Source organism: Aurantiacibacter gangjinensis (genome assembly GCF_001886695.1).
Lineage (GTDB): Bacteria > Pseudomonadota > Alphaproteobacteria > Sphingomonadales > Sphingomonadaceae > Alteraurantiacibacter > Alteraurantiacibacter gangjinensis.
In genome coordinates this window covers 162,939-174,916 of record NZ_CP018097.1, presented here as the reverse complement: position 1 = coordinate 174,916, position 11,978 = coordinate 162,939, and the positions used below count along the sequence as shown (strand labels likewise).

Sequence of the window (11,978 nt, the reverse complement as noted above, 5' to 3'; positions counted from 1 at the left end):
TTAACGCCTTGCCTTTGTGGCACAGGTGCAATGGCAGAAATTCGAGCGTCTGCTTTGGAGATTAAGAGATGAGCATCAATATCGGCCCGCCCTCCGTGGAAGAACTGCGTCCGCGCATTACCGTGATCGGTGTGGGCGGGGCGGGCGGCAATGCCATCGCCAACATGATCGAGGCCGAGATCGAAGGCGTCGACTTCATCGTCGCCAATACCGATGCGCAGGCGCTCAACAGCTCTTCGGCAGAGCACCGCATCCAGCTGGGACCGGATATCACGCAGGGCCTGGGTGCAGGATCGCGCCCCGAAGTGGGCCGCGCGGCTGCCGAGGAAACCGTCGAGGAGATCGAGCGCGCGCTGGAAGGCGTGAACATGGTCTTCATCGCAGCCGGTATGGGCGGCGGCACCGGTACGGGCGCTGCGCCCGTCATCGCGCAGGTGGCCCGCGACAGGGGCATCCTGACCGTCGGCGTGGTGACCAAGCCGTTCCTGTTCGAAGGCACGCGCCGCATGCGCAGCGCCGAAAGCGGGATCGAGGAATTGCAGAAGCATGTCGATACGCTGATCGTCATCCCCAACCAGAACCTGTTCCTGGTCGCCAAGGCGGAAACGACCTTCAAGGAAGCGTTCATGCTGGCAGACGAAGTGCTGCAGCAGGGCGTGCGTTCCATCACCGATCTGATGGTGATGCCGGGCCTCATCAATCTGGACTTTGCCGATGTGCGCTCCGTGATGGGCGAAATGGGCAAGGCCATGATGGGCACGGGCGAGGGCGAAGGCGACAACCGCGCGCTGGAAGCGGCGGAGCACGCCATTGCCAACCCGCTGCTGGACGGTGTTTCCATGCAGGGCGCGAAAGGCGTCATCATCTCCATCATCGGCGGCGAGGATATGAAGCTGCTGGAAGTGGACGAGGCTGCCAACCACATTCGCGAGCTTGTCGATCCAGAAGCAAACATCATCTGGGGCAGCGCTTTCAACCCGGAGCTGGATGGCAAGATCCGCGTCAGCGTGGTCGCCACGGGCATCGAGCAAACTGGCCAACTGCCGCAGGAAAATGCCCGTCCGCTCGATCTCTCGACGACGCGCGGCCCGCGTGCGCCGGCGCTCGCTATTCCCGCCGATGACGGCATGGAAGAGCAGGCTCCAGAACTGACAGCCGAGGACGATGAACCTCTTGATCTGGGCGGTGACATGGCAGCCGACGAACCTGCCGATGACATGGCCGAGCCAGAACTGACCGCGCCTGCGGATGACAGCACCTTTGGTGTCGGTTCCGATGATGGTTACGGCGCCGATGAACCGGAACCTGCAGACGAGGACGAACGCGCGCCGGTCCCGCCCGTCTATGACGACACTGCCGCCGATCTCGACGCGGCGATGGAATTGACCGACGAAGCCCCTGCCGAAGAACCGGCCACCGTCGAGCCGACGGCCGAGGACGAGCCGCCGCAGGACGAATTGCTGCTCGACGCCAGCCGCCTCGCCGAGGCGGATGAGCCGGTGCAGCCGCAGGGCGGTCGCCGTGCGCGTATGCTCGGCGGTGGCGGCGACGATGCTGCCGGGACCAACGATCCCGATGACGGCCCGTCAGGAGACAACAATGCAACGCCGACCGGTAGCAATGCCGGATCAGGCAGCAGCGGCGGCGCTGGAGGCGGCGGTGGAGCCGCGGCTGGCGGCAGCACGCTGTTCGAGCGCATGGCCAATCTCTCACGGCAGTCGCCCAGCGACGACGATGACGACGACGATGATGACGAGGATGGCGGCTCCATGCGCATCCCGCGCTTCCTCGGACGCCAGAATAACCAGTAAGTCGGGCGGAAAATCGGGTCAGCCGTTCTCGCGCTATTCAGCGAGCGCGTTATAGTGCGAACCGCATGATATTGGCTTCATTTCGCAAGTTTACCGTAATCGCCAGCGGTGTCGCCGCCTTGGCGATGCCGCTCGGCGCACCTGCTGCCAGCGCGCAGGAAGTGGTGCAGGCGCTGCCCAATCCTGCGCAGGAAACTTTGAACGATGCGCTGCGCCGTTTGTCGCGCAACCCGGATTCGCTGCCATCGCTGATCGCCGCAGGCCGCGCCTCGCTGGAACTGGGTGATCTCAGTGCTGCGCAGACGTTTCTGACGCGAGCGCAGAATATCGCGCCCAATGACGGGCGCGTGCTGGCTTCTCTCGGTATGGTCGCGATGCGGCGCGGGCAACCGGCTACAGCGGTGCAGCTTTTTACCAACGCGGATAGGCAGGGAGAGCCGATGGCTGCCTATGCCGCGGATCGCGGTCTGGCCTACGACCTCGTCGGCCGCAACGACCGGGCGCAGCGTTTTTATCGCCAGGCCCTGTCGCGCGACGAGACGCCAGAAGTCGTGCGGCGGCTGGCGTTGAGCTATGCTATTTCGGGCAATGCCGAGGCATCCGAGGCTATCCTCCTGCCATTGCTCCAGCGACAGGACCGGTCGGCCTTTCGCACCCGCGCGTTCGCGCTTGCCATTGCCGGTCGCGACGCGGAAGCGGTGGCGATTGCGGAAACCATGCTGCCGCAGCGCCTATCCTCCCGATTGGCGCCGTATCTGCGGATTATGCCGCGCCTGACCCGCGCGCAGCAGGCGGCTGCTGCCAATCTCGGTCAATTTCCGGACGCCGCCCAGATGGGGCGAGACACTCCGGAGATCGCGGCACTGTCCGGCAACGCCATGGGCCCTGCCGAAGGTCAGCCCGGCCCGGCCCCTGCCGCCGACCGGCTGGAGCCGCAGGGCGAAACGCTTGGCCCCGCAACCGGAACCGGCGTAGCATCCACCGGCGAATTGCCTGCGGTTTCGTCCGCGCCGACTGCAAGCACGCCGCCGGCAACTGCTCCTGCTCGCCAGCCTTCAACTGCGGCGACCACCGTTCTCGCAGAACAGCCAGACTTCCCGCCCGTCGAGGCCGCGCAGCCATCCTTCTCGATTGCCGAACCGGTCGCCGCGACGCCGGAGCCTGCGCCGCAGCAGGTCGAACTATCCGAAGCCTTTGCCGACTTCACGCTGGAAAGCGCGCCCGTGCCGTCCACGGCGGGCGCAGTCGATATCACCGCGATCGAGCCCGCGCGTGAGGCGCCGCCCCCTGCCGCGCCTGCACCGCCCGCGCATCCCTCGCGCCATTGGGTGCAGGTGGCGACCGGGCAGGATGTCTCCGCCTTCCGCTTCGATTGGCGGCGCATCCAGCGCAATGCCGGCGACTTGCTGGCCGATGCGGACGCTTTTCGCGCGCCGTGGGGCCAGACCAATCGCCTGCTGACCGGACCCTTCGATTCCGCCCGCGAGGCGCAGGCCATGGTCAGCGCGCTGGCCGGCGAAGGCGTCGATTCGTTTGGCTTTACCAGCCAGGAAGGCGAGGTAATTCAGTCGCTTGACTGATCGGGGCTAAGGGTTTTGCCCAGCTTCTCCGCAGCCTTGTGCACAAATTGCCAACAGCCCAGCTACGTTTTGCCCGACTGTTTTCGGACCCCCCGCTTGCCTGAAATATGGTTGGCGTTTCATTAAGCCAGACATGCAAAGGCACGACGGTTTCCAGTCATGAACACGCGGCACGCGACGATAGAAGAGACGGACGACGCAGCACCGGTCGAAATGCTGGGCGCGCTGTTCGAGGCTCATGGTTGGAGCTGCGAGCAAGTCAGCGATGACGAGGTGACGGGCGAAGTTCCGGGCAGCTGGACGACCTACCAGGTGCGCGCCATCTGGCGCGCCGAGGACAAGGTCTTGCAGCTGCTCTGCCTACCCAAAGTCACAGTGTCCGACGACAAGCGCAAGGCGGCCTACGAGCTGCTGGCGCTGGTCAACGAGCAGCTCTGGCTGGGACATTTCGATGTCTGGTCGCAGGGCAATGTGCTGCTGTATCGCCACGGCCTGATGCTGGGCGATGACGGGCTGCTGAGCCTCGACATGGCGCAGATGGCCATCGAAAGCGCCATTTCCGAATGCGACCGCTTCTATCCGGCCTTCCAGTTCGTGCTGTGGGGCGACAAGTCCCCGCGTGAGGCGCTGGACGCGGCGCTGGTGGATGCCGCCGGAGAAGCCTAAGGCACCCCGATGGCGTTTGAAAACATGCTGATCGTGGGCTGCGGCAATATGACCGGGGCCATGCTGGAAGGCTGGCTCGCCGCCGGACTGCCGCGCGACAAGTTCACCGTCGTCACGCCCAGCCGCGCAAGCGTGCCGGGCGATGTGGAGCTTCTGCGCGACGTGCCCGAAGGCCGACATTTCGACGGCGTGCTGCTTGGCTTCAAGCCGCATATGCTGGCCGATATCGCGCCAACCTTGCAGGGCGTAACCGGCGAAGCCACGGCAGTCCTCTCCGTGCTAGCGGGAACCGAGCTGGCCTCGCTGCGACGCCATTTCCCGCAAGCGGAAGCCGTGGTGCGCGTCATGCCGAATCTCGCTTGCGCGCTCGGCAAGTCGCCGGTCGCGCTTGCGGAAGACGGATTGGACGACGCAGGGCGCGAGGATCTCTTCGCGCTGATGCGCCATCTCGGCACGCCCGAATGGGTGGCGGAGGATCGCTACGACCTCGTTACTGCGCTGGCGGGTAGCGGGCCGGCCTTTATCTATCGTTTTATCGATGCTCTGGGCGCCGCGGCGGTGCGGTTGGGCTTGCCCGAAGATCAGGCGCGCGCACTTGCCATCGCCATGACCGAGGGCGCGGCCGCGCTTGCCGCAGGGTCCTATCATCCGCCCGGCAAGCTGGCCGACATGGTCGCCTCCCCCGGCGGTGTGACCCGCAGGGGGCTGGATGTGCTGGACGAAGAGGAAGCGCTAACCCGGCTGGTGTCCGACACGCTGAGAGCGGCGCGCGACCGCAGTGCGGAAATGGCCCGCGAAGCCCGCGACTGAGCGCGATTTACGGTTAATGTGACAGCAAGGCAAAACCGTCCGGTTTCGCTTGAAAAACGCTGCGAAACTGCCAATATCATGCGTAATCCGGCTCGCCTTGTGAGGCCGGGACATTGGAGTTTTAAAAACCATGGCAGATTGGAACGACAACCAGACCCGCGCGGGTTTCGGCACGTCGCCCGGCCAGACGGGGGAAGTAGGCGCGCGCACGACGTTCGACGCCGGGCTGCGCAAGCACATGCTCTCGATCTACAATTACATGGCCTCGGGCGTGTTGCTCACCGGCATCGTGGCCCTGATGGCTGCACGCACGGGTCTCGCACAGACGCTCAACCAGGGCATTCTCGGCATCGTGATCATGCTGTCGCCGCTTGCCATCGTGTTCGCGATGAGCTTCGGCCGCGATCGCTTTTCGACCACAACGCTGCAGGCGATGTTCTGGGGCTTTGCGGTCCTGATGGGCCTTTCGCTGTCCTATATCTTCCTGATCTATACCGGCGCTTCGATCGCGACGACCTTCTTCGCGACCTCGGCGGCCTTCGCGGGTCTCAGCCTGTTCGGCTACACCACGCAGAAGGACCTGTCGGGCTGGGGCAGCTTCCTGATCATGGGCGTGATCGGCCTGATTGTGGCCAGCGTCATCAACCTGTTCCTGCAGAGCTCTGCCTTCATGTACGCCATCAGCTTTATCGGCGTCCTGATCTTTGCAGGCCTCACGGCTTACGATACGCAGCGCCTGAAGCAGGAATATCTGGCTATCCAGCAGATCAAGATGACGAACCCCGCCGCTGCCGCCGCTTTCCCGCTGGGCAAGATGGTGGTGATGGGCGCGCTGAGCCTCTATCTCGACTTCATCAACATGTTCCTCTTCCTGCTGCGCTTCATGGGCGCTGCGCGCGAATAGGACTGTTTTCGCCGCGCGATCCTCATGGTGCGCGCGACGAGATGAATCACAAATCGGATGCCCGGAGTGCAAATCTGCATTCCGGGCATTTTCTTTGCGATTCCACACCGCTAGAGCGATGGCCTTGCTTGCCGGCGTATCGTCGGGCCCGAATATCTTCAGGCTCGGTTTTCTTCAGGCTGGGTAAAGCAGGGGGCATAAAGGATTAGCGGCAATAATGACCAAGCCACCTCTCACCATCCGCGCGATTTCCGCCGTTGTCGGCGTCGCCATGCTGGCAGCCTGCGCCACGCCTCCGCCGCCGCCTCCACCGCCCCCGCCGCCACCGCCGCCTCCGCCGGTCGTGGTCGAGCCCATTCCCTATCGCCCGCTGCCGCCGCCACAGGCTGCCTACCGGATGGACATTCCGGAAAAGAACGTGCTGGGCGTGCGCGAGACGATCAATACCGGCCTGCCGGAAAACGACGTCATCTGGCATTTCCGCTCCGGCTGGAATGTGGCTGCGCTCAATTGCATGCGGCCCGAGCATGAGCCGATTCTTCTCGGCTATGGCCAGATGCTGCAGGACCAGGACGATATTCTCGACGAAGCGAATGCGGCGCTGGAAGCGCGCTATCGCGAGCAGGCGCGTGACCGGCTTGCCAATGAAGGCGAGCCCACGGGCCGCACCGCCGTGCGCCGCGCCGCCATTCGCGACCGGGAAGAATATTCGACCGGTCTTTACAATTATTTCGCCCTGCCGCCCGCGCGCCGCTTCTTCTGCCGCACGGCGCTGGACGTGGCGACGGAGTATCTGGCGACGCCACCCGAAGACTTCCGCATGTTCGCCATGACCGGCCTGCAGCGCTACGAGATGGCGTTCGAGCAATTCTACAGCGCCTATGACGAATATGTCGCGAACAGCAGCGCTTGGGATGCCGAACACGGCGCGCGCTACGGCGCGTCGCAACCCGGCTGGGTGGCCTTGTACGGTACGCCGGCGCAACAGCGCCAGATGGGCGTCGCTATCACGCAGGTCATTCCGGAGGACACAGTTGCGGTGCCCGACCAGGAAGGTGTGCTGATCCCAGTGATCCCGGTGGATGAAGATACGGACCGCACGCCTATCGTACAGCCCATTCCCTCCGATGCCGAGGACGAGCAATAGCATCACTGCATTGTCGCTGCCTTTTCGGGGTTGCGGCACGTAAGTGGCAGGTGCAAAAGTCGGCGAACTGCCCTAAGGGCGGCGCATGCATTTTCTCGATCAAGCCAAGATCTTTCTGAAATCGGGCGCCGGCGGGCCGGGAGCGGTCAGCTTCCGGCGCGAAAAATATATCGAGTTCGGCGGGCCCGATGGCGGCAATGGCGGCAGGGGTGGTGACATCATCCTGCGCGCGGTGCCCGGCCTCAACACGCTGATCGATTTCCGCTACGCGCAGCATTTCAAAGCCAAGCGCGGTGGCCACGGCATGGGCCGTGACAGGACGGGGGCCGGGGCGGACGACCTCGTCATCGAAGTCCCCGTCGGAACGCAGGTGCTGGACGAGGATAAGGAGACCGTGCTCGCCGACTTTACCAAGGAAGGTGAGGAGATCGTCCTGCTGCAAGGCGGCATGGGCGGGCGGGGCAACGCATCGTATAAATCCGCCACCAATCGCGCGCCGCGCCAGCACCAGCCCGGCGAAGCGGGTGAGGAAATGTGGGTGTGGCTGCGACTGAAGCTGCTGGCCGATGCCGGCTTGGTCGGCCTGCCCAATGCGGGCAAATCGACCTTCATCAACGCCGTTTCCAACGCGCAGGCCAAGGTCGGCGACTATGCCTTTACTACGCTCATTCCCAAGCTGGGGGTCGTCCGCCACAAGGGGCGCGAATTCGTCCTCGCCGATATCCCCGGCCTGATCGAAGGTGCGGCAGACGGAGCGGGGATCGGCGACCGGTTCCTCGGCCATATCGAACGCTGCCGCGTGCTCATTCACCTGATCGATATTGCTGGAGACGATCCGGTCGAGGCGATGCAGATCGTCGAAGGCGAATTGGCCGCCTATGGTACCGCGTTGGAAGACAAGCCCCGCCTTGTCGCGCTCAACAAGATCGACCTGGCGGATGCGGAAATTGCTGAAGGCTTTGCCGAAGAGCTGCGTACCGCAGGCGCGGAGGATGTCTTCCCCATTTCCGGCGCGACAGGCGATGGCATCGACAAATTGCTGGATGCGGTGCTCGGCTATCTGCCCGATCGCACGATGACCGAAAATCCCTCGCAGGCGCTGCCGGATGCCAATGCGGAGGCTGCGGAAAAGAAACCTTGGTCGCCGCTCGATTGAAGCGCTAGGCTGACGGTCATGGCCATCGACCGCCTTTCCGACCTGCGACGCGCGCGGCGCATCGTGGTGAAAATCGGCTCCGCCCTTATAGTCGGTGAGGGCCATCCGAAAACGGATTGGCTGCACACGCTCGCAAGCGATCTTAAATCCCTGCGCGATGGCGGGACGGAGGTCGTCGTCGTCTCTTCCGGAGCGATTGCACTGGGGGCGGGTGCCGTCGGCTTGACCGACCGGGCGCGCGCCAGCCTCTCCCACGCGCAGGCGGCAGCGGCAGCGGGCCAGATTGCATTGGCGCGACTATGGCACGATGCGCTGGCAGCGCAGGGGCTGGGCGCGGCGCAAGTGCTGCTGACGATGGACGATCTCGAAGACAGGCGGCGCTACCTCAATGCGTCGGCCACGCTCGGCAAGTTGCTGGAACAAGGCCTGGTGCCGGTGGTCAACGAGAACGACACGGTTGCGACCGAGGAAATCCGTTTCGGTGACAATGACCGGCTGGCCGCCCGCGTTGCGCAAGCGAGCGGTGCGGATGCCGTTCTGCTCTTGTCCGATGTGGACGGACTGTATGATCGCGAACCGAGCAAGGCGGATGCCGAGCTGGTTTCGACAGTCGACGGTGTGACGCCTGATATCCTGGCCATGGCGAGCAGCGCATCGTCCTCCGGCCTCGGATCGGGCGGCATGGTCTCTAAATTGCAGGCCGCGCAGATTGCCGAGAGGGCGGGTATTGCGCTCGCCATCATCAATGGGCGGGGGCCGTCGCCCATCGCCCGTGCGATGGCGGAGGAGCGCGGTACGCTTTTCCTCCCGCGCCGCGCGGATGGCGCGCGCAAGGCCTGGCTCGGCGGGCGTCTGGCGGCGGCCGGTGCGATAAGTGTCGATGCCGGATGCGGGCGGGCACTGCTGGATGATGGAGCCAGCCTGCTCGCCGCGGGTATCACAAGGGTGGATGGCGAATTTTCGCGCGGCGATCTTGTGGAGGTCCGCAGCGAGGATGGCACCGCCTTCGCCAGAGGATTGAGCGAATATGATGCAGCGGACATCCGCAAGATAGCCGGGCTGCGCGAAAGCGAGCAGGCCGAGCAGCTGGGCTATGCGCCGCGCTCCGCTGTTATCCACCGTGACCACATGGTGCTGCTGTGACCATCGCTGTGACCGGAGCGACCGGCTTTGTGGGTCAGGCGGTGCTCGATGAGGCGCAGGCGCAGGGCCGACCCGTGCGTGCGCTCACACGGCGCGATCAGCCCGCTCGCGATGGCGTGACATGGATAAGGGGCGATCTGCAGGACGAGGCCGCTTTGGCAGAGTTGGCGCAGGGCGCAGCTACCGTCCTGCACATTGCAGGCGTCGTCAACGCGCCGGACGAAGCCGGTTTCCACGTAGGCAATGTAGCAGGCACGGAGAATGTCGTAGCGGCGGCGCGGCAGCAGGGCGTGCGCCGGTTCATCCACGTGTCCTCGCTGGCCGCGCGCGAGCCGGGGCTATCGCTTTACGGCAAATCGAAACGGCTGGCCGAGGAAGTGGTGCAAACCAGCGGCCTCGACTGGACCATGGTGCGCCCGCCCGCTGTCTACGGTCCGCGCGATACCGAAATGTTCGAGCTGTTCCGGGCGGCGCGTTGGCGCATCATGCCGATGCCGCCGCCGGGGCGCACCTCGATCATCCATGTCGCCGACCTTGCGCGCCTGCTTCTCGCCTTGTGCAATAACGATCCGCAGCACCATCAGCGCATCTACGAACCCGACGATGGTCGCCCCGGCGGGTGGACCCACAAGGAGCTGGCAAGGGCCGTCGGGGCTGCGGTAGGCAAGTCCGTCTGGGCGCCCTCCATGCCGCGTTCCGTGCTCATGTTTGCGGCCAAAATCGATCGAAAACTGCGCGGCGATGGTGCCAAACTGACCCCCGATCGCGCGAAATACATGGCGTGGCCGGATTGGGTGAGCGCGCGTGGCAAAAATGTACCACCAGCTTTATGGTCTCCCCAAATAATTGGCGATCAAGGATTTTCCGATACTGCTGCGTGGTATCGCAGCGAGGGCTGGCTCTGACTTTACCCAATAGTCCCATTTGGGCTATTGAGCGAAAAGACGGTTTGGGTAGTTTGTCCTCATCGTTTGGACGGTCTCCAAGGGGTTGGAGATCAAAGTGGGGAATACATTATGGCTAAGAGGGCACGGCCCGTTTCGCGCCGTTCGTTTGTCGCTCTTGTGAGCGGCGGCGTCGCGGCATCCATGGTTGCATCGCCGGCTGCGGCACAGCGCACCGGTCGCACGGATAGCGATCCGAATGATGCGGTTGGCTACGGCCGCACCGGTCGTTCGGACAGCGACCCGAATGATGCTGCAGGTCGGGGTCGCACCGGCGTTACCGATAGCGACGCCAATGACCGGGCACAGTATGGCCGCGGTGGCGGTCGTCGCAGCAGCGGCAGCGGCGTTACCGATTCCGACTCCGGCACCAATTCCGACCGCGCCGGTCAGGGCCGCGGCCAGGGCACGGGCCGTTCGGACAGCGATCCCAATGATCGCGCCGGCTACGGTCGTTCGGGCATCACCGATGCCGACGATTCGGATCGCGCAGGTCGCGGTCGCGGTCGCGGCTCGGGCGGCTAAGCTCGCCACAGACATTGTATTAGAAGAGGGCCGGGCAATCCGGCCCTCTTTGTTTCAGCTTTCGACAGGCAGGGATCATGGCCGCGGACACCAGCAAATTTTCAGCCAGCGACGCATTCGATATGTTGATCGCTCCGCTCTCGCCGGAAGAGTTCTTTCGCGATTTCTACGAGCAGAAATATTATCGCAGCCCGGCAAAGCACGATGGCGTCGGCGACCTTCTGAGCATCGACCGGATCGACGAGATCATCGCCGACAGCGAGCTGCCGATGAGTTCGGTCAGCATGGCGAAATCAGGCCAGGGCATAGACGCTGCTGAGTTCACCTTCGATAACGGCAATGTCGATCGCGGCGCGGTGCTGGACGGGTTCCGCGACGGCGCCACGATCATCCTGCCGCAACTGCACTTTGCCGATGGCAAATTGTACGAATTCTGCCTCGCGCTGGAGCGAGCCTTCGGCGCGCGCACGCAGACCAATATCTACATGACGCCGCCGGGCGAGCACGGCTTCGGTATCCATTATGACGATCACGATGTCTTCGTGCTGCAGGTGTCCGGCGCGAAGGAGTGGGAAATCTATGGCGACCGTGAAAGCCTGCCTTATCGGGGCGAGGGCTTCCGCGCCGACCGCGACGATGTCGGCGACCTAAAAGACAAGTTCCTGCTGGAAGAAGGGCAGTGCCTCTACGTGCCGCGCGGCACGGCGCATCGCGCGCTGACGCATGGCGACCAGCCCAGCCTGCACATCACTGTCGGCATCCTGGTGCAGACCTGGGCCGATTTCATGCTGGAAGCGGTTGCCGAAGCATCCTTGCGCATTCCCGAACTGCGCCATTCGCTGCCGCGCGGCCTATATTTCGAGGAAAGCGAACGCGAAGCGCACAAGGCGGAGTTTCATCGCCTTGCCAAAGCCATCGGCGACACCGCCAGCTTCGAAGCGACGCTGGCGACGTTCTCGGCCAATTTCGTGCGCGAGCAGGGCGGGCGCGTGCGCGGCGGGCTCAACACGCTCTGCGCGCCCATCGGCGCGGACGACCGCTTCACCGTGCGCGACAATATCCTCTATTCCTTCGAAGACCTGACCGATGACGGGAAGGCGGAAAAGCAGATCGTGCTCGCAGGAACCAGCATCCCGCTATCGGATGCGCTGGCGCAGCAATTGCAAGCACGCATTACCGAAGGCTCGCTCGCTAAGTCCGATTTCGATGTCGAGGACGCTGAAGAGCTGGAAGATATCGTCGGCACGCTTGTCGCCTACGGCCTGCTTGTAAAAAGCTAGGAGCCCTTGCCA

General features: G+C 64.1%; 11 protein-coding genes. All 11 read left to right on the top strand.

Annotated features, from left to right (window positions below; translation table 11 throughout):
• Nucleotides 1-68 precede the first annotated feature (68 nt).
• The 11 genes from ftsZ to BMF35_RS00805 all read left to right on the top strand — a co-directional run bounded on the left by ftsZ (nucleotide 69) and on the right by BMF35_RS00805 (nucleotide 11,966).
• Nucleotides 69-1,811, top strand: coding sequence for a cell division protein FtsZ (gene ftsZ / locus BMF35_RS00855; protein ID WP_047006294.1), 1,743 nt, complete (start codon nucleotides 69-71; stop codon nucleotides 1,809-1,811).
• A gap of 71 nt (nucleotides 1,812-1,882) precedes the next feature.
• The gene (locus tag BMF35_RS00850; protein WP_162273596.1) at nucleotides 1,883-3,391 is read left to right on the top strand and encodes a tetratricopeptide repeat protein; all 1,509 of its coding nucleotides are present in this window, start codon (nucleotides 1,883-1,885) and stop codon (nucleotides 3,389-3,391) included.
• 159 nt (nucleotides 3,392-3,550) lie between these two features.
• Nucleotides 3,551-4,057, top strand: a complete 507-nt coding sequence (locus BMF35_RS00845; RefSeq protein ID WP_047006292.1) for a type III secretion system chaperone family protein — start codon at nucleotides 3,551-3,553, stop codon at nucleotides 4,055-4,057.
• A 9-nt stretch (nucleotides 4,058-4,066) separates the two neighbouring features.
• The gene (locus BMF35_RS00840) at nucleotides 4,067-4,867 is read left to right on the top strand and encodes a pyrroline-5-carboxylate reductase family protein (RefSeq protein WP_173426182.1); all 801 of its coding nucleotides are present in this window, start codon (nucleotides 4,067-4,069) and stop codon (nucleotides 4,865-4,867) included.
• Nucleotides 4,868-4,997: 130 nt separating this feature from the next.
• Complete coding sequence (locus BMF35_RS00835; RefSeq protein WP_047006291.1) at nucleotides 4,998-5,771, top strand: Bax inhibitor-1/YccA family protein; 774 nt, start codon at nucleotides 4,998-5,000, stop codon at nucleotides 5,769-5,771.
• Nucleotides 5,772-5,988: 217 nt separating this feature from the next.
• A complete protein-coding gene (locus BMF35_RS00830; protein WP_047006290.1) occupies nucleotides 5,989-6,918 on the top strand; it encodes a hypothetical protein in 930 nt (309 codons plus the stop codon).
• An 85-nt stretch (nucleotides 6,919-7,003) separates the two neighbouring features.
• A complete protein-coding gene (gene obgE / locus BMF35_RS00825; protein ID WP_047006289.1) occupies nucleotides 7,004-8,074 on the top strand; it encodes a GTPase ObgE in 1,071 nt (356 codons plus the stop codon).
• Nucleotides 8,075-8,092: 18 nt separating this feature from the next.
• Complete coding sequence (gene proB / locus BMF35_RS00820; protein ID WP_047006288.1) at nucleotides 8,093-9,217, top strand: glutamate 5-kinase; 1,125 nt, start codon at nucleotides 8,093-8,095, stop codon at nucleotides 9,215-9,217.
• Nucleotides 9,214-10,122, top strand: a complete 909-nt coding sequence (locus BMF35_RS00815) for an NAD-dependent epimerase/dehydratase family protein (RefSeq protein WP_047006287.1) — start codon at nucleotides 9,214-9,216, stop codon at nucleotides 10,120-10,122. The genes proB and BMF35_RS00815 overlap by 4 nt, the downstream gene beginning before the upstream one ends.
• 183 nt (nucleotides 10,123-10,305) lie before the next feature.
• Nucleotides 10,306-10,686, top strand: coding sequence for a hypothetical protein (locus BMF35_RS00810; RefSeq protein WP_162273595.1), 381 nt, complete (start codon nucleotides 10,306-10,308; stop codon nucleotides 10,684-10,686).
• Between the two features lie 77 nt (nucleotides 10,687-10,763).
• Nucleotides 10,764-11,966 (top strand): cupin domain-containing protein, encoded by a 1,203-nt coding sequence (locus tag BMF35_RS00805; protein WP_052765959.1) that lies wholly within the window; start codon nucleotides 10,764-10,766, stop codon nucleotides 11,964-11,966.
• Nucleotides 11,967-11,978 lie beyond the last annotated feature (12 nt).